We start from the raw sequence: 17630 nt of genomic DNA, 5'->3' as shown, positions 1-17630 counted from the left end.
CGGAGCGCACTGGGGGCGCGCCGGGGGTCGATCAGCAGCACGGTCGAGGCGACCCCCGCGGGGTGGTCGACCGAGCAGCCCCAGTCCGCCGCGGCGTCGCTCCGGACCCGCGGGTTCTCGCTCGATTCGGGCGCCGATACCGGTAGATCGTCCTCATGGACCAGATCCGAGGAGTACGCATGAACCAGGAAAAGGGACTATCGCGGCGGCAGATCCTCCGCGTTGGTGCCGTGGTGGGATCGACCGTCGCCGTGGTGGCTGTCTCGGGCGAGTCGGCATCGGCCGACCCGGGGACGGATGCGGCACAGGCCGGCTCGCGCGGTGAGCTGGCCCGCGTGTCAGCGGTGGCGGCCGGCGGCGCCGTGGTGGGTACGCCGAAGGTGGCGAACCGCACCGCGATCCGGGCGGCGGAGCGTGTTCCGTTCGCCGGCTTCCCGGACGGGATCGCCCCACGACCGGGTGACCTGGTCACCGTGACCGACCTGTGGCCCGGCCTCGCCGTGGCCGCCGTGCCGGTGGTGCACTGGGTGACCGGAGTGCCGAAGCGCGACGGCAGCGGCTATGCGGTCGCGGGCCAGCGGCTGGCCGCCTCGCCGTTGCTCGACAGGCGGACTGCACGGCGGGTGCGGGTCTGCGTCCTGGACACGGAACTGGCCGACGCCCAGGTCCTCGCGGTCGTCCCGGCCGGAGCTGGTGCCGATGATCGACGCAACGGTGCGGATCGTCGCGGCAGCAGTCCTGCTCTACACCGCGGGTCAGAAGCTCGCCGCGCCCGTTGCCTTCCGTCGCACGCTCGTCGCGCTCAGGATGCCGCGTCCGCGCGTGCTGGCCTTGCTGGTCAGCGGCGTGGAGCTGGTCACCGCGGTCCTCCTGCTGACCGCACCGCGCGCCTGGGTGACAGCGGGCCTCGTGATCGCGCTCGGCGCGTCGTTCGCAGGTGCGGCGTCGATCGCTCTGGCACGGGGCGCCTCGGTGCGCTGTGCCTGCTTCGGCGGCACGTCCGAGGCGAAGCTGGGTTGGACGCAGCTCGCGCTGCTCCCGATCTGGCTCGCCGTCGCCTGGACGGCGCACCGCGACTCATCGGATCTGCTCGTCGGTCCGGACGCCGTCGCGGTGACGGCGCTGGTGCTGTGCCTGGCGACCGTCGTCCGTCAGCTGTTGCCTCTGGCCCTGCGGAGCTGGAGCTACCTCAAAGTGTTGGAGAGTCAATGGGCTTCCTCTGGGTCGTCGTCGCCGCATTGAGCGTGCTGATGGGGATCTGCGTGTTGGCGCTGATCGACCAATATCAAACCCTCGAACTGATCCGTACGTCCCTCAAGCTCGAAGACAACCCGTCGCCGATCCCGATCCCGATGGACGACTCGATCAGGCCCTCCCTGGTCGGTCTCCCGGCACGGCTCGACGCGCAGCCGCATCTCGCGCTGCTCTTCCTGTCCGTGTCCTGCACGACCTGCCGGTCAATCGCGGAGGGCCTGCGCCGCAAGGACCTGGAACTGGTGTGGATCGTCCTGCAGCAGGCGCATTCCGAGCAGGAGGGCCGCGCCTGGCTCGAAGGACTGAACATACCAATCGACCGGGCGACCATCGATGTCGAGGAAAATGTCGCGCGGGCGATCGGCATCGACACCGTCCCGTCGGTGGTCCTCTACCGCTCGGGTGAGGCCTTCCTGGCCCAGACACTGCCGTCATTCCGGCAACTGCAACCGCTGTTGAACGCCCGCACCGTCCCGTCCCGCCTGCCCGTCGCCAAGGAAGGAACCGTACGGCTATGACCAATCAGATGGAGTGCGTGACACCGACCGAGACGGCGGTGCTCACCGACCGCCGTCGTAGCCGCCGATTCGCGCTCATGGGCGCGGCGTCCGCGGTCGTCGCCGGCCTGGCCACCGTACTGAAGGCATCCCCGGCGGTGGCCGACTGCCTGGGGTCGCCCTGCTGCTCGCTGGCCAGCTGCACCCGGTGCCACTACGCGGTCGAACCCGATCGCTACACCTGCCCGTCGGGCTATTACCGCACGTTCTGGACCTGCACCAGCGGCAGCCGCACGTACGGCTGCGGTGAGTGCAGCAAGAGCAAGACCTCGTGCTGGTCCGGTCCGTTCGCCTGCTCGATCTGGTACGTATGGTAGTTCTGTGGACGATCGTGCTCGCCGTGGTGGCGGGCTTCGCCCAGCTCTTCAGCCCTTGAGGCCAGTCCTTCATCGGAGTCATCCGCCCCTTCGTGCAAGGGGACTCGTCCCGTCTCGTCCGAAGCGGTCTGCGCTTCGTCGCCGTACTGTCCGTCGCGCACATCGCCATGGCGGGCTTCGTCACCGCGTCGCTGTACCAGGTCGGCACCCTGTTCGCCGGGCGGCTCGATGCCCAGCTCACCGTGGGGCTGTGTCTCGTGGCGGCACTGGTGGCGGCGGCCTTCGACGTACACGCGATCCGGACGGATTCGTACGCCCCCGGGCTGCGCCGACAGACGTCCAAGGAACTGGGCCATCGGGAGAACATCCCGTGGTGGGTTCCGCCGATGATCTGGGGTCTGGACACCGGGCTCATGTGGAGCACGTTCCGGGTGTCGGCGACGACCTGGGTGCTGCTGGTGGCGGCGCTGCTCAACGTCGCTCCGCAGTGGAGTGGTCTGGTGTTCGGTGGCGCGTTCACCGGTCCACTGGTCGTGGCGATTCTCGCCGGTCATGGAAGCGTGAGTGACCTGGGGCGTCCCGGGCCACGGCGGCTGGTGCAGTCCGCGGCGGTCGCCACGGCGTTGCTGCCGGCCATGGTGGTGGTCGTGTCGTCCGTGATCTGAGGTTCGGCCGGGGCCCGACGTGGGGCCCCGGCCGAACCGGCGCGACCCCGATGACGGTGCGTCCGCCCGTCCGCCCCCCGCGACTGCTCCGCTACTCCGGCCCCGGCCCGCGACCACGGGTACGGTTTCTGTGCTCGACAGGTACGGGCACCGACGGCATGTCGCCGGGGCGGGAACGTCCGGCCCGGTGGCGACGGAGCGTGGAGGGGAGCGAGGGTGGCGCAGCCGAGAGCACTCGTGGTTCGGGGCGGCTGGGAGGGGCACCAGCCGGTCAAGGCGACGGAGTTGTTCATTCCCTTCCTCGAACGCAGCGGCTATGCCGTACGGGTCGAGGAGTCGACCCAGATCTACGCCGATGCCGCCGAGATGGCCGACACCGACCTGGTCGTGCAGTGCATGACGATGTCGGAGATCACCGCTGACCAGGTGGCGGGCCTGAGCGCCGCGGTCATCGCCGGTACGGGTTTCACCGGCTGGCACGGCGGGATCGTGGACGCGTTCCGCGCGTCGTCGGAGTACCTGCATCTGGTGGGCGGCCAGTTCGCGACCCACCCGGGTAAGGAGCCGTGCGAGCGCCACGGCGGCCCGGAGGACAACTTCCTGCCGCACACGGTGCGCATCACCGACCTCGGCCGGGAGCACCCGATCACCGCGGGGATCGAGGACTTCGACCTGGTCACCGAGCAGTACTGGGTGCTGCACGACGACCTGATCGACATCCTGGCCGTCACCACCCATCCGACGCAGGCGTGGCATCCATGGCATCGGCCGGTCACCTCGCCGGCGATCTGGACGCGACGCTGGGGTGCCGGGCGCATCGTCGTGACGACACCGGGGCACAGCCTCGACGTGCTGGAGGACGCGAACGTCCGTACCGTCATCGAGAGGGGGATGGTGTGGGCGACCCGCACCGCGTCGGCATCGTAGGTCTCGGGGTCATCTCCCGTGCGTACCTCGACACCCTCGCGAACCACCCCGCGGTGAGCATCGTCGCGCTGGCCGACCTCGACGCCTCCCGGTCGGCCGCGGTCGCGGCCACGATTCCCGGCAGCGAGGCGTTGAGCGTCGAGGGTCTGCTCGCCCGTCCGGAGGTGCAGACGGTTCTCAATCTCACGATCCCCGCGGCGCACGCCGAGATCTCACTCGGCGCGATCGAGGCGGGCAGGAACGTGTACGTCGAGAAGCCACTTGCCGTGACGTTTCCGGACGGCCGCTCGATCATCGAACGGGCCTCCGCGGCTGGCGTCCACGTCGGGTGCGCGCCGGACACCGTCCTCGGCACAGGTACGCAGACGGCACGGGCGGCGATCGACGGCGGGCTCATCGGACGCCCGCTGTCGGCGACGGCCGTCATGGTCACACCGGGACACGAGCGCTGGCATCCCCACCCCGACTTCTACTACGCCCCGGGCGGCGGCCCGTTGCTGGACATGGGGCCGTACTACATCTCAGCGCTCGTCCACCTGCTCGGGCCGGTTCGCGCGGTCGTCGGAGCCGCCAGCCGCCTGCGCGCCGAGCGTGTCATCGGCTCGGGCCCGCGAAACGGCCAGCGCGTCCCGGCGGAGGTGGACACCCACGTGACCGGTGTGCTTGAGCATGCCAACGGTGCTCTCTCCACCATCACCACGAGCTTCGACGGCGTCGCGACGACGGCCGCGCCGATCGAGGTGCACGGGGAGACCGGCACGCTCGCCGTACCCGATCCGAACATGTTCGACGGGGACGTGCGCGTCTTTCCGCTGGGCGGCACCGAATGGCGCGTTCTCGAACCACTGGCCGGTTACGTCGAGGGCTCCCGCGGCATCGGGCTGATCGACCTGGTCACCGCCGACGGCCAGCGCCCGCCCCGCGCCGGCGGCGACGTCGCGCTGCACGTACTCGAAACGATGACCTCGCTGCTCGTCTCGGCGGCCGAGGGCCGGCGGATCGAGCTGACGACTGTGGCGCAGCGGCCGGCACCGGTTCCGCTCACTCCGGTCAACGGCTGGAAGAAGTGACCCGGTGCGGGCCGGCGGCTCTCCGCCGGCCCGCACCGTTGGTCAGAGCACGGTCCGCCGCCGTCAGGGGGCCCAGGGGGCGGCGATGTTCCAGGTGCTGTCGGCGGCCCAGAGGGTGGGCCGGTTGTAGGCGTCACCGCCCGTGCCGTTGCTGAGCCAGACCTCCGAGTTGTAGTGCCGGAGGTACTTCCCGCGGAAGTTGTACGACTCCAGCGAGACGCCGTTTCCGGTCAGCCCCACCCGGGCGCACCAGGTGGCGTCGGCCCGCAGGAGCGCTGACCCGTCGTTCGGCGAGTTGCGGACCCGGGAGTCCTGGTGCCGCAGGTACTGACCGGGATAGTTGACCGACTCGAAGGAGTAGCAGGCGCCGTCGGCCAGGCCGGGCCGGATGGTGTACGTCGCGTCGTTCTTGAGCAGCGCCGAGCTGCCCGCGTCGACCACCTCGGTGTACGCCAGGCTGTTCTGGTGCCGCAGGTACCGGTTGGTGTAGCCGGGGGTGGTCACCTGCAGTGAACGCCGGGTGTTGACCGGCAGGGCGACGGGGGCGGAGCTGCCGATCGTCCGGGAGGCGTTGACGAGGGCGGTGTTGGCCGCGCGGACGCGGGCCTGGTCCATCTTGACCACCTGCCGGTCGTAGGTGAGGAAGCCGTTCAACTCCCCCTCCTGGTCAGCGATCTCGGTGTAGATCGAGGCGCTGAGTCCCTTGCCGAGCATCAGGTTCTGCGCACCCTCCACCAGCCCCACGTACCGGTCGGTGAGGGCAGCGGAGGTGGGTTGCCACTCGTAGGCGAAGAACTGCCCGTTCGGGCTGTACTCGTGGCCCGGTGTGCGCAGGCCCAGGCCGCCGAACTCGCCGAGCACCGCGATCCGGCCGCTCGATGGCGAGGGTGAGTCCGGACCCAGGTAAACGTGCCAGTCGTCGATGTCGCCGTTGCCGGGGTCACCGAGGGACTGGCAGCAGTTGTGCCCGCTGTGCGGGTTGACCAGCCGGGTCGGGTCCTGATTCTTGATGTTCTGCGCCACGCGGCGGGTGTCGGCCAGGGCGCGCTCGCCCCAGCCCTCGTTGTAGGGCGTGTAGGCGACGACCGCGGGGGAGCTGCGGTGCTCGTCGACGATCTCGCGTGCCTCGCTCTCGAACTGCGCCTGCTGGGCATCGGTGGGGTCGATGTTCTGCGCGGTCAGCGACGGGATGTCCTGCCAGACCAGCAGGCCGAGCCGGTCGGCGTGGTAGAACCAGCGCTGCGGTTCGACCTTGATGTGCTTGCGCACCATGTTGAAGCCCAGGTCCTTGTGCTTCTGCAGGTCGAAGGCGAGGGCGGCGTCGGTCGGCGCGGTGTACAGGCCGTCCGGCCAGAAGCCCTGGTCGAGGGTGCCGACCTGGAAGACGAACTGGCCGTTGAGCTTCGGTCGCAGCACCCCGTTGACCATGCCGGTGGTGATCTCCCGCATGCCGAAGTAGTGGACGGTCTGGTCGACCGTCGCGCCGCCGGCGTTGCGCAGGCGTACCCGCAGGTTGTAGAGGAACGGGTCGTCGGGTGACCAGCGGCGGGCGTTCGGCACCGGGACGCTGAAGTCGGTGAAGCCGCCGGTGGCGGAGCCGACAACCGTAGCGCCGTCGAGCGCCTCGGCGAGCACGCTGTGCCCGCTCACGTCGCCCCGGGTGAAGACCCGGATCCGCAGGGTGTTGGTGCCCAGGTTCGGGTAGACGTCCACGCTGCTGATCGACGCCGCGGGCACCGGCTCCATCCACACCGTCTGCCAGATTCCGGAGCTGGGCGTGTAGAAGATCCCGCCGGGCTGCTTGGTCTGCTTGCCGATCGGGGGCAGGCTGCCGTTCTGCCGGGTGTCGGTCGGGTCCCACACCTTCACCACGATCTCGTTCACGCCGCCGTTGAGCTGAGGGGTCACGTCGAAGGTGAAGGCGTCGTAGCCGCCGGTGTGCGCGCCGACCCGTACGCCGTTGACCCAGACCGTGCTCTGCCAGTCCACGGCGCCGAAGTGCAGCAGGGTCCGCCGGCCGGACCAGTTCGGCGGGACGGTGACGGTGCGTCGGTAGAACAGGTAGTTGCGGTTGTCGTTGGCGGCCCGCTGGACACCGGAGAGGGCGCTCTCCACGGGAAACGGCACGTTGACCCGCTCGGGCAGGTCGGTGTTGAACTGCGGGGCGTCGTCGGTGCCGGACTGGCGCAGCTGCCACTCCCCGTTGAGGTTGAGCCAGTCCGGTCGGGTCATCTGGGGTCGCGGGTACTCCGGCAGGGGCGTCCCGGCCAGCGCCTGGCTGGTCCACGGGGTGGTCAGTGGCGGCGTCTTGGCCGGTGCGGCCCGCACCGGTCGGGCCGGTGCGGCGAACACACCGACGACGAGGGTGAGGATGAGCAGTAGGGGCAGGGCGGGGCGGGCGGGGACCTGACGTGTCATGCCGTCTCCGAGGGGCGGGTCGCCGCGGGCCGTACAGCTGAGCCCGCAGCGCGCGGGCGGTGGGCATCGGGTGGCTTCTCGAACGCGGACGGCGGATGTCGGCGGGATTTCCACCCACAGGCGATGGTGATCTGATCGACATCCATCACCACCCGTACAACGTTATAGAGGCACCCTGGACACTCAGTCAATTGCTGATCGTCAATGCTCGCGGTTTCGATCCCGATCGTCGTACCTCGGCCACGGCGACCGCCCCGGCTCCGAGCCGGGGCGGTCGGTCGCGGGGCGCCCCCGTGGCGCGCCCCGCGCGTCCTCAGTGGTTGTTGTTGAGCCAGATGCAGGAGTTGTCGCTGCCCGTCCACCGCCAGCAGAGGTGGTCGCGGGTCTGTGGCCCGTACTCGCCGTCGGCGGAGATTCTGAGGTCGGCCTGGACGCTGCGCAACGCGCTCTGGGTGTAACCGCCGAAGTCGTTGTCGACTCCGTTGGGGCCGAGGTACCTCCCGTAGATCCCCGTCAACGTCCGCTGGAGTTCACCGACGCCGGAGCTGTGGTCGCCGCGGATCAGCAGGCAGTTGAAGTTGATGGTGCTGCTGACGTACGCCGGGATCCAGGCCGTCGCCCCGCGGGCGCCGGACCAGGTGGAGGTGTAGACGCCCGCGCCGTTGCAGTGCGGCAGGGCGGCCTGGGCGGGCGAGGAGATCGCCACCGCGCCGCCCACGGTGGTGACGGCGAGCATGGCGGCGAGGCCGAGGCGAGAAAGACGTCGGAGCATGGGAACCCCCAGGTCGAGGTGTGGGTCGCACGCGCAACGCTGCGGTGCGCGGCTTGCCTCACCATCGTTTCGTCCGCGGCAGTGCCCGGACAGGAGCCGGACCGGAGATTGACCGGCACTTCGGGGCCCCTCAGCGCAGCGAGGCGAGCTTGGCCTCGATCGCGCCGGTGTCGGCCTCCCGCAGCGACACGAGGATGTCCAGCGCCTGCTGCCAGGCCACGCGGGCCGAACCGGCGTCGCCTGCGGCCAGGTGAGCGTCGCCGAGGCTCACCAACGCGTCCGCCTCCAACCGTCGATGACCGATCTCGCGACGCAGACGGACGGCGTGCTGGTGGCAGGTGACCGCCTCCGTGAAGGCGTCGAGCTGCAGGTGGGCGTGCCCGAGACTGGCCCACGTGATCGCCTGGCCGAGGACGTTGTCGACCGACGTGAAGAGGGTCAGTGCCTGCTCGCAGCTCTCGATCGCGGCGTGGTGGTCACCGAGCTGGCTGTGGGACCAGCCGACCGCGTTCAGCGCGAAGGCCTGGCCGGTGACGTGTCCGGCCTGCCGGTGCAGGCGCAGCGCCTCCAGGGCGTGGGCGAGGGCCTGCTCGGGCTGCTCGGTCCGGTCGCAGATCCACCCGAGGTTGAGTTCGACCCGGGCCTGCCCGGCGAGGTCGCCCAGCCGCCGGTACCTGTCGTACGCCAACTCCAGGTGGCGCTGCGCGTCGGCGTACTGCGCAAGCGCGATGTCGGCGAAGCCGAGCACCCCGTGGGCGTACGCCTCGGCCCGGTCGTCGGCCAGCCGGACGGCCGCCGACAGCGCCGTCCGCAGGCTGCTGGTCCAGTCCTGGAAGTAGCCGCGCTGGTTGAGGTAGGTGGTGATCGCCCAGGCGAGGTGACACGTGTGGCGGTCGAACCCGTGGCTGGCCGCCAGCCGCAGGGCCGAGAGCAGCACCGGGTGCTCGTCGGTGAACCACCACAGGGCCGCGTCGCGATCGGCCAGCGCCACCGGCGCGACCCCGGGCCCCGGCGGGTCGATCGGCAGCCGGTCCCGCTGCGGATAGACCAGCTCGTCGGCGGCGTACGCGACCAGGAGGTAGTGGTCGAGCAGGCGGGACCGGGCGGCGTGACGGCTCGCGTCGCTGTCCTCCGCCGCCGTCAGCTCAGCGGCGTACGCGCGCAGCAGATCGTGGTACGTGTACCGCCCGGGACGGTGTTCGGTGAGCAGGTGGGCCCGAGTCAGCTCGGCCAGGTGGCGGTGGGCCTGCGCGAGTGTGATCCCTGCGAGGCTGGCCGCCGCCGCGACGGCGAAGTCCGGGCCCGGATGGACGCTCAGCAGACGGAACAGCCGGGCGGTGGGCCCCTCGAGGGTCCGGTACGACCACGACATGACCAGCCGCAGGTCGGTGACCGGTTCGCCGCCGTCGAAGGCATCCAGGCGCCCGGCCACCGGGCGCAGACTCGCCGCCAGGTCCATCAGGCGGAACCCACTGTGGATGGCCGCCCGGGCGGCGACGACGGACAGCGCCAGGGGCAGTCCGGCGGAGGCGCTGACGATGGCGTCGACGGCCTCGGGCTCAGCGGTGACGCGTTCCGCGCCGAGGCGTCGGGTCAGCAGTTCGCGGGAGTCGGCCCCGGACATGACGTCCAGGGTGATCGGATAAGCGCCGTTCACGCTGACCAGACCCAGGAACTGGTCCCGACTGGTGACGAGGACGAAGCAGCCCGGCGCGCCCGGCAGCAGCGGGCGTACCTGGTCGGCGTCGCCGGCGTTGTCGAGGACGACAAGCACCCGCCGGCCGCCCAGCAGACTGCGATATCGAGCGACCTGCTCATCCAGTGCGGTCGGCGGACGGGCGCCCGGTCCCGCGAGAGCGTTGACGAATCCGGCGAGCGCCGTGCTCGGGCTGACCGGGACGCCGCCCGGGTCGAAGCCGCGCAGGTTGACGTAGAGCTGGCCGTCGGGAAAGTGCGCGGCGACGCGATGAGCCCAGTGCACCGCGAGCGCGGTCTTGCCCACCCCGGCGGTGCCGGAGACGATCGCGAGACCCATCGCGGTCGGCTGATCCGCCGCTCGGGCCAGGATCCCGTCGAGGCGGGCCAGCGGGTCGGCGCGGCCGACGAAGCCGAAGCCGTCCGCGGGCAGCTGCGCCGGAACACCGTTCGAGCCGACAGGTGTCGGCGCCCCGGCGAGGAACCGGTCCCGCTTCGTCCCCTGCAGGCCGAAGGCGTCGGCCAGCAACAGCAGCGTCGCGGGCCGCGGCCGCGCGATCCGCCCTGCCTCCAGATCCCGGAGATGCCGAACCGACAGCCCTGTCTTCGCGGCCAGATCCTCCTGCGTCAGCGCGCTGTGACGCCGAAGCTCCTGTACGGCCTCCCCGAACACGGGGATCACGGTATAGGCGGCGGTCACTGCGGACAATCGGGCACACGACGCAAGAGACCCGTCAGTGGTGACAGCGGAGGAACTACTGCGGTCCGGCTACGGCGTAACCGCGGGGCTGGCCGGGGGACGGGCCATGGTCGGGGCGGACCCGCCACTGTCGATGCCGGCCGTCAAACGGTGATGACGACCTTTGCCCGCGCGTGCTCGCCTTCGAGATACCGGATGGCCGCGGGCACCTCGTGGAGGGGATACGTACGGTCGATGACCGGGGTGAGACGGCCGGCCTCGACGTGGCCGCGGAGCGTGTCGAGGTGTTCCCGGCCCGGTGTCGTCGTGAGCGTGACGATGCGGTGTCGGACCAGCGGGGCCAGCAGCCGTCCGCGCGCGATCAGCCAGACCGGTCCGAGGAGGCTGCCACCGTCGTACACGCCGCCACCGGAGAGCACCAGCGTCCCGGTCGGTGTCAGCGCCCGCCGCAGCTCGCTGAGTGAGCGGTTGCCGACCAGGTCGAACACGACGTCGTGGCGGTGTGTGCCGCGGGTGAAGTCGTCGCGGTGGTAGTCGACGACGTGGTCGGCGCCGAGCGAGCGGACCAGGTCGACGTTGCGGGTGCTGCACACCCCGGTCACGGTGGCGCCGAGCGCCTTGGCCAGCTGCACGGCGAGAGTGCCGACGCCGCCCGAGGCGCCGTTGATGAGGACGCGGTGGCCGGGCTCGACGCCGCCGGCGTCGCGCAGCCCCATGAGCGCCGTGATGCCAGCCAGCGGCAGGGCTGCCGCCTGCTGCGGGGTCAGGTTCGCCGGCATCGCCGCGACAAACGTCTCGGGCACGCACACGTACTCGGCGAACGCCCCGTTGGCCTCGCCGAGGTCGCCGAACACCGCGTCGCCCGGCCGTACCTGCCGGACGTCGGCGCCGACGGCCTCGACCCGGCCCGCGAAGTCGCGGCCACGGATGCGCGCCCGGGGCCGCGTCCGGCCCATCGCCAACCGCGCCATCCGGGGATCACCCCGCATGGCATGCCAGTCGTACGCGTTGAGCGAGGCCGCCTCGACCCGTACGAGCACGTCGCCCGGGGCGGGCGTCGGCGTGGCGACCTCGGCGAGCGCGAGGGTTTCCGGTGGGCCGTATCGGTCCTGAACGATCGCCTTCATGATCCCTCCCTGGGGTGTACGGCGTACACTGAAGGTAGGTGTACGCCGTACACCTGTCAAGGCGGTTATGGTTCAACAACCGCCGGACAGGACGAGGACGAGATGGCTGAGCAGGCTGAGACGCTGCGCCGGACGCCGCTGAGCAGGGATCGCGTCCTGCGTGCCGCCGTGGCGCTCGCCGACGAGGCCGGCATCGAATCCCTCAGCATGCGCAACCTCGCCCAGGATCTGGGCGTCGTGCCGATGGCGCTCTACAAGCACGTGGCCAACAAGGACGAACTCCTCGACGGCATGATCGACGTGATCGTCAGCCAGATCGACCCGCCCGCGTCCGACACCCACTGGAAGGACGCCATCCGCCGGCGCATCCTCTCGGCGCGGGAGGTGCTGCGCCGGCACCCCTGGGCGCCGCTCGCCATCGAGTCCCGGAGCATGGCGACGCCTGCCGTCCTCGCCTATCTCGACTCGGTGGTCGCGACCTTCAAGGCCGGCGGGTTCTCCGCCAACCTCGCCCACCACGTGATGCACACGATGGGCAGCCGGGTGCTGGGCTTCAGCCAGGAACTGTTCGACGCCTCCCGCCAGGCCGGTCGGTCCGGAGCCACCAGCCCCGAGCCGCCCGCCGCCCTACCGCCGGAGTTCGCCGCCCAGTTCCCGCACCTGGCGGAGATCGCCGGGGCGGCGTCCCACGACGACCAGTCGGTCGTGGGGCAGGGCTGCGATGACCAGTTCGAGTTCGAGTTCGCCCTGGATCTGCTGCTCGACGGCATCGAACGGCTGCACCAGCAGGGCTGGACATCGCCGCGGCGGGCCCGGTGAGCGAGGGCCCGCACCGTCGGCTCGGCGGGGTTGCGGGCGGCCCTGATTCTTCACTCCGATGTCACCACGCGACCCCCCGGGTGACGTGTCCGTGTCCGTCGGCCGGAGTTGGCTGTCAGCCGTCGCACTTGCCTTGACCAGGAGCTGATCCGCGTGCCTTCCTCCCGTCGTACCTTCCTCGCTGGCGGCGCCGCCGCCGGTGTGGGCCTTGCCGTCGCCGGTGGCCTGCCGTCCCTGGCGCAGGCCAGCCCCGGTCGGCCGCACTCGCAGGGCTTGGGCGGTCCCGTGTCCTTCCCGCCGCTCGTGGACGACCCCAGGGGGATCCTGGCCCTGCCCGCGGGCTTCAGCTACACCGTGGTCACCCGGACCGGCGTCACCCGACTCGACCGCGGCCAGGGCACGACCCCGTCGGACCACGACGGCATGGCCGTCTACGACGCCGGCCACGGGCGCTACACCCTGATCCAGAACCACGAGATCGACCCGGGCGCCGAGTTCGGCGTGCCGCACGTCAAGGGAACGGTCTACGACGCGGGCGCCGTCGACGCCGGTGGCTGCACCGTCATCACGACCGACCGTGCGGGCCGCAACCTGGGCGAGTTCGTCGCCCTCTCCGGCACCGTCTCCAACTGCGCCGGCGGGCCAACCCCGTGGGGGACCTGGCTGACCTGCGAGGAGACCGAGGACCGGGCCGGCGATGAGTGGGAGGAGGGCGGCCGCACCGGCGCCTTCGCCAAGGACCACGGGTACGTCTTCGAGGTCTGGGCCGACGGCAGCGCGGACCCGCGGCCGATCAAGTGCCTGGGCCGCTACTCGCACGAGGCCCTGGCGGTCGACAAGGACCGGACCCACGTCTACCTCTCCGAGGACGCGGACGAGCCCAACGGTCTCTTCTACCGCTGGACGGCCCCGGCCGGGGTCAAGCTGGGCCCCGGCGTGCTGACCCGCCTCGCGCCGAACGCCGGCGTCCTCGCCGCGATGCAGATCGTCATGGACGACGGCTCCGTGCTGCCGGACGTCGCCTACCTGACCTCCGCTCAGCTGGGCCGCCCCTTCCCGGTGCGGTGGATCGAGGTGCCGGACCGCGACGCGCGCACCACGTCCGTACGCGAGCAGTTCGCCGACGGCCAGGTCACCCGGGGACGCAAGTTCGAGGGCGTGTGGGCCACCGACGAGGGCGTGTACGTGGTCAACTCGTACGCCTGGGACGAGGGTGACCTGCCGGCGGACGCCGCGCCGCACGACGGCATGGTCTGGTTCTACAACTTCAAGAACCAGACCATCCAGCTGGTGACGTACTTCCCGCACCAGACCCAGTCCGAGGAGGGGGCGCCGGTCAAGTACACCGACCTCACCTTCGACGGCCCGGACAACGTGACAGTCACCCCGTGGGGAAGCCTGGTGCTCGCCGAGGACGGCGCTGGCGCCTCCCACGTGCTCAGCACGGTTCCGGGCGGGCCGACGTACGCGATCGCCCGCAACCAGCTCAACGATTCGGAATTCTGCGGGCCGACCTTCACCGCCGACGGCAAGGTGCTCTTCGTCAACATGCAGGACCCCGGCCTCACCCTGGCCATCACCGGCCCGTGGGAGAAGTACCTGGGCTGACCTGCGAGGCCTGCACGGTTTCCTGCTCACGGGCGCTTGACCGGCGGCGGGGGCGGAGGTCGTCGACAATGGCAAGGGTGCACCCCGCCTTCGTCCTGCACCACCACCGCAAACCCCGACCGCACTTCGACCTGCGGCTCGAGGAGGACGGTGTGCTGCGCTCGTGGGCGGTTCCCCGTGGTCTGCCGGACAGTCCCGGCGACAACCGGCTCGCGATCGCGGTGCCCGATCACCACCTTGATCACCTCACCTACGAGGATGCCGACAAGTCGATCGCCGACATCGGCACGTGGGAGGAGCACGACCGCACCGACCGCCGGATGCTGTTCACGCTGCACGGGCGTACCGGCCGCCGGCGGTACGCGCTCATCCGCACCGGCGAGGGGTGGCTGCTCCACCTGACGAAGGAGCAGCCACCCGGCTGAGGCTCGCGCGGGTCGCGTGGCCGGGCCCCTCAGCGTGCTCGCCCACGTCGAGCGCCTCGGGCCAGGCGTCGCTACCGAGAGTGACGGTGGCTCCGGTGGCGATGACCTCTCCGATTTCGATTGAGTGACGTCACTGTTAACCAAGCGATCACCGGGGTCCGGGTTCCACCCGATCGAGGGGTCAAGAACGAGCAGGTCGGTGAGCGGACGAACGCGCTGCCTCACCGATCCGATCGGAATAGCCCCAGGTCAGGGGCTCGTCAAGCCGCAACAGCGCCGACGAGGTTCGTGGGCGGCCTCGGGTGCGGGCCGGTGCGCGGTGATCCGTGGAGCCGGCGCCATGGGCCCTGACTAATGTCATGAGTACCGATGCGCCCTGCATCGAAGTCAGTGACTAAGCGCACTGGGACCCACCGCCTCCCGTCGACGAAACTCGATTCAACGCCGGAACAACAGCCGGCCGAGTTCGAGAGGAGGCGGGACGGTGGACGAACGCTACGACAGCTACTGCGCGGCGGATCGGCTGTTCTACGACTCGCTCGGCAGCGCCGTCGCGCAGCCCGTCTTCCCGGCCGCCGAGCGCCCCATCCCGACCGGCTGGCGCCGCGAGCCGCTCGACGACTGGCTGATCTACGCGCCGGACGGCGGCTCGCTGCCGCAGCAGGGCTGGAAAATCCACGTCTCGGCGGGCCTGGCGAACGCCGAGCGGGTGCTGGACGCCGTCTGGAACTACTGCGTCCCCCGCGGCCTGTCCTTCAAGTTCCTCCACGGGCCCCGCACACTGCTGCTGCGCAACTCCAAGTACGCCTCCCGGGCGGCCAGCGGCAAGTTCATCACCGTCTACCCACACGACGACGCGGAGCTGGAGCTGGTCTGCAAGGAGCTCGACGAGCTGCTCACCGGCGAGACCGGCCCGTACATCCTCAGCGATCTCCGCTACGGCGACGGCCCGGTCCACGTGCGCTACGGCGGCTTCGCCGCCCGCTACTGCCACTCGCCCGACGGTCAGGTGGTGCCGGCGATCGAGGACGACTCCGGCACGCTGGTGCCGGATCGCCGTGAGCCGGTCTTCCATGTACCGGACTGGGTCACCCTGCCCGACTTCCTCGGCCCGCACCTGGCCGCCCGCAACGACACCAGCACCAACCAGGTGCCGTACCGGATCGAGAAGGTGATCCACTTCTCCAACGGCGGTGGGCTGTACGTGGGCCGGGATCTGCGTACCGACACCCAGGTGGTGCTGAAGGAGGCCCGACCGCACGCCGGCCTGGACGCCGACGGCACCGACGCCGTCGCCCGGCTGGCCCGCGAGGCCGAGGCCCTGCGGCAACTGGCCGACCTGCCGCAGGTGCCGCGGGTGCACGACGAGTTCGCCCTCGGCGAGCACCGGTTCCTCGCGCTCGAGTTCATCGAGGGTCGGCCGCTGAACAAGGTGCTGGTCGACCGGTACCCGCTGATCGACGCCGACGCGACCGACGACGACCGGGCGGAGTACGCCCGCTGGGCCCGGCACATCCACGAGCAGGTCGAGTCCCTCATCGCGGCGATCCACGAGCGCGGCCTGGTCTACGGTGACCTGCACCTGTTCAACATCATGATCCGGCCGGACGACCGGGTCGCCCTGGTCGACTTCGAGGTGGCCGCCCCGATCGCCGGGCACCGCCGGCCCGGACTGCGCAACCAGGGCTTCGCAGCGCCGCGGGACCGAACCGGCCCGGCCGTCGACCGGTACGCCCTGGCGTGCCTGCGGTTGGCGCTGTTCCTTCCGCTGACCCAGCTAGTGCGGCTCGCGCCGGCGAAGGCGGCTCACCTGGCCGACATCATCGCCGCGAACTTCCCGGTGCCGAGGTCCTTCCTCGACCCGGCCGTCGAGGAGATCACCGGTGGCCCCCAGGTCGCCGCCGACCCGCACGGGGCTCTCGGCGCGGATGACTGGCCCACCACACGGGACCGACTGACCACGGCGACCCTGGCGAGCGCCACCCCCGAGCGCGACGACCGGCTCTTCCCCGGCGACATCGAGCAGTTCCGCAGCGGCGGCCTCAACCTCGCCCACGGGGCGGCCGGAGTGCTGTACGCGCTCGACAGGAGCGGCGCCGGGCGGTGGCCCGAGCACGAGGACTGGCTGGTGCGGCGGGCGACAGCGCCACCGTCCGGCACCCGCTGCGGCTTCTACGACGGCCTGCACGGCGTGGCGTACGCCCTCGATCACCTCGGACGCCGCCAGGACGCGCTGGACGTGCTCGACATCTGCCTGCGCGAGCCCCTGGACGGGCTCGACCACAGCCTGGCGAGCGGGTTGTCCGGGATCGCGCTCAACCTGGCCGAGCTGGCCGGGCGCACCGGGGAGGCGTCGTTGCGCGACGCCGCCTGGCGGGCCGCCGAGCGGGTGATCGGGCAACTGGCCGACGACCCCGGCCCGGACGTCAGCGGCGGACGCAATCCGTACGCCGGGCTGCTGCGCGGCCGGACCGGACCGGCGCTGATGTTGCTGCGGCTCTACGAGCTCAGCGGTGACGACGAACTGCTGGGACACGCCGCCACGGCACTGCGCCAGGATCTGCGCCGGTGTGTGCTGCGGCCGGACGGCGCCCTGGAGGTCAACGAGGGCTGGCGGACGATGCCGTACCTGGCGCACGGCAGCGTCGGTATCGGGCTGGTCCTCGATGCGTACCTGCGCCACCGGGCCGACGACCGGTTCGCCGAGGCCAGCGCGGGGATCCGCCGCGCGGCGCGGTCACCGTTCTACGCACAGTCCGGGCTCTTCGCCGGCCGTGCCGGCATCATCGCCTACCTCGCCGCCTCGGCCCACGATGCCGACCGCAGGGAACTCGCCGCACAGGTGGACCGGCTGGCCTGGCACGCGCTGCCGTACCGGGACGGGACCGCGTTCCCCGGCGAGCAGTTGCTGCGGCTCTCCATGGACTTCGGCACCGGCACCGCCGGCGTGCTCTACGCGCTGGCCTGTGCGCGACACGACGAGCCGCCGGTGCTGCCCTTCCTCGCGCCCCTGTCGGGCGCGCAGAGACTCCCTCGCGACAGCGGGGGCGACCGGATCGACGAACGGATGGAAGGGAGGTGAACGACATGGCGCTTCTGGACCTCCAGGGCCTGGAGATGGCTCCGGCCGACCGCACGGGTGGCGGTAGCCGGGCGAGCCTGCTGCTCTGCGGCGACAGCTCGCTCTCCGTCACGACCTGCAACTGATCCATCGCAGAACGCGGTCGCCCTGGGCGGGCAGACGTGCCCACCCAGGGCGACCGCGTAGCACTGGGA

The 17630-nt window shown here is 71.0% G+C and carries 15 protein-coding genes; 11 read left to right on the top strand and 4 right to left on the bottom strand.

The features are described 5' to 3' along the window. Positions 1-699: 699 nt before the first annotated feature. The 6 genes from ABZU46_RS07020 to ABZU46_RS06995 all read left to right on the top strand — a co-directional run bounded on the left by ABZU46_RS07020 (position 700) and on the right by ABZU46_RS06995 (position 4790). Complete coding sequence (locus ABZU46_RS07020) at positions 700-1242, top strand: MauE/DoxX family redox-associated membrane protein (protein ID WP_354855525.1); 543 nt, start codon at positions 700-702, stop codon at positions 1240-1242. After that, the gene (locus tag ABZU46_RS07015; RefSeq protein WP_354855524.1) at positions 1209-1772 is read left to right on the top strand and encodes a hypothetical protein; all 564 of its coding nucleotides are present in this window, start codon (positions 1209-1211) and stop codon (positions 1770-1772) included. The genes ABZU46_RS07020 and ABZU46_RS07015 overlap by 34 nt, the downstream gene beginning before the upstream one ends. Next, positions 1769-2128, top strand: a complete 360-nt coding sequence (locus ABZU46_RS07010; protein WP_354855523.1) for a hypothetical protein — start codon at positions 1769-1771, stop codon at positions 2126-2128. Before ABZU46_RS07015 ends, ABZU46_RS07010 begins: the two co-directional genes overlap by 4 nt. Before the next feature lie 92 nt (positions 2129-2220). Then, entirely contained in the window at positions 2221-2793 is a 573-nt protein-coding gene (locus ABZU46_RS07005) for a hypothetical protein (protein ID WP_354855522.1), read from the top strand. 216 nt (positions 2794-3009) lie between these two features. Beyond that, on the top strand, positions 3010-3720 hold the full coding sequence (locus ABZU46_RS07000; protein WP_354855521.1) for a ThuA domain-containing protein: 711 nt from the start codon (positions 3010-3012) through the stop codon (positions 3718-3720). After that, positions 3690-4790, top strand: coding sequence for a Gfo/Idh/MocA family oxidoreductase (locus tag ABZU46_RS06995; protein ID WP_354855520.1), 1101 nt, complete (start codon positions 3690-3692; stop codon positions 4788-4790). Before ABZU46_RS07000 ends, ABZU46_RS06995 begins: the two co-directional genes overlap by 31 nt. Positions 4791-4853: 63 nt before the next feature. Here ABZU46_RS06995 and ABZU46_RS06990 read toward each other — a convergent pair whose 3' ends face one another. From ABZU46_RS06990 to ABZU46_RS06975, 4 genes are all read right to left on the bottom strand, one after another. Continuing rightward, positions 4854-7208, bottom strand: a complete 2355-nt coding sequence (locus ABZU46_RS06990; RefSeq protein ID WP_354855519.1) for an AbfB domain-containing protein — start codon at positions 7206-7208, stop codon at positions 4854-4856. Between the two features lie 313 nt (positions 7209-7521). Then, positions 7522-7980 (bottom strand): peptidoglycan-binding domain-containing protein, encoded by a 459-nt coding sequence (locus ABZU46_RS06985; protein WP_354855518.1) that lies wholly within the window; start codon positions 7978-7980, stop codon positions 7522-7524. A 130-nt stretch (positions 7981-8110) separates the two neighbouring features. Continuing rightward, positions 8111-10348 carry a tetratricopeptide repeat protein gene (locus ABZU46_RS06980; protein WP_354855517.1) on the bottom strand — a complete coding sequence of 746 codons (2238 nt, stop codon included), beginning with the start codon at positions 10346-10348 and terminating at the stop codon, positions 8111-8113. A 170-nt stretch (positions 10349-10518) separates the two neighbouring features. Continuing rightward, complete coding sequence (locus ABZU46_RS06975; protein WP_354855516.1) at positions 10519-11502, bottom strand: NAD(P)-dependent alcohol dehydrogenase; 984 nt, start codon at positions 11500-11502, stop codon at positions 10519-10521. A 102-nt stretch (positions 11503-11604) separates the two neighbouring features. On the opposite strand from ABZU46_RS06975, the gene ABZU46_RS06970 reads away from it, so the two are divergent. The 5 genes from ABZU46_RS06970 (at position 11605) to ABZU46_RS06950 (ending at position 17561) form a co-directional block, all read left to right on the top strand. After that, positions 11605-12321: a TetR/AcrR family transcriptional regulator C-terminal domain-containing protein gene (locus ABZU46_RS06970; RefSeq protein WP_354855515.1), complete on the top strand. Its 717-nt coding sequence runs from the start codon at positions 11605-11607 to the stop codon at positions 12319-12321. Positions 12322-12474: 153 nt separating this feature from the next. After that, positions 12475-13929 (top strand): alkaline phosphatase PhoX, encoded by a 1455-nt coding sequence (locus tag ABZU46_RS06965; protein ID WP_354855514.1) that lies wholly within the window; start codon positions 12475-12477, stop codon positions 13927-13929. Positions 13930-13997: 68 nt separating this feature from the next. Beyond that, complete coding sequence (locus ABZU46_RS06960) at positions 13998-14354, top strand: DNA polymerase ligase N-terminal domain-containing protein (protein WP_354855513.1); 357 nt, start codon at positions 13998-14000, stop codon at positions 14352-14354. Positions 14355-14838: 484 nt separating this feature from the next. Beyond that, the gene (gene lanKC / locus ABZU46_RS06955) at positions 14839-17436 is read left to right on the top strand and encodes a class III lanthionine synthetase LanKC (protein ID WP_354855512.1); all 2598 of its coding nucleotides are present in this window, start codon (positions 14839-14841) and stop codon (positions 17434-17436) included. A 5-nt stretch (positions 17437-17441) separates the two neighbouring features. Next, a complete protein-coding gene (locus tag ABZU46_RS06950) occupies positions 17442-17561 on the top strand; it encodes a SapB/AmfS family lanthipeptide (RefSeq protein ID WP_013734295.1) in 120 nt (39 codons plus the stop codon). Positions 17562-17630 lie beyond the last annotated feature (69 nt).

The sequence above is a fragment of the Micromonospora sp. NPDC005197 genome (genome assembly GCF_040608295.1).
Classification (GTDB): domain Bacteria; phylum Actinomycetota; class Actinomycetes; order Mycobacteriales; family Micromonosporaceae; genus Micromonospora.
The sequence above is the reverse complement of the archived record's forward strand: the minus strand, read 5'-3'. Positions and strand labels throughout refer to the sequence as shown.

What these genes read in the sequence shown, in the direction of transcription:
- ABZU46_RS07020 (WP_354855525.1), top strand. Translation starts at nt 700, where the DNA reads ATGATCGACGCAACGGTGCGGATCGTCGCGGCAGCAGTCCTGCTCTAC.
- ABZU46_RS07015 (WP_354855524.1), top strand. Translation starts at nt 1,209, where the DNA reads ATGGGCTTCCTCTGGGTCGTCGTCGCCGCATTGAGCGTGCTGATGGGG.
- ABZU46_RS07010 (WP_354855523.1), top strand. Translation starts at nt 1,769, where the DNA reads ATGACCAATCAGATGGAGTGCGTGACACCGACCGAGACGGCGGTGCTC.
- ABZU46_RS06990 (WP_354855519.1), bottom strand. Translation starts at nt 7,208, where the DNA reads ATGACACGTCAGGTCCCCGCCCGCCCCGCCCTGCCCCTACTGCTCATC.
- ABZU46_RS06985 (WP_354855518.1), bottom strand. Translation starts at nt 7,980, where the DNA reads ATGCTCCGACGTCTTTCTCGCCTCGGCCTCGCCGCCATGCTCGCCGTC.
- ABZU46_RS06975 (WP_354855516.1), bottom strand. Translation starts at nt 11,502, where the DNA reads ATGAAGGCGATCGTTCAGGACCGATACGGCCCACCGGAAACCCTCGCG.
- ABZU46_RS06970 (WP_354855515.1), top strand. Translation starts at nt 11,605, where the DNA reads ATGGCTGAGCAGGCTGAGACGCTGCGCCGGACGCCGCTGAGCAGGGAT.
- ABZU46_RS06960 (WP_354855513.1), top strand. Translation starts at nt 13,998, where the DNA reads ATGGCAAGGGTGCACCCCGCCTTCGTCCTGCACCACCACCGCAAACCC.
- ABZU46_RS06950 (WP_013734295.1), top strand. Translation starts at nt 17,442, where the DNA reads ATGGCGCTTCTGGACCTCCAGGGCCTGGAGATGGCTCCGGCCGACCGC.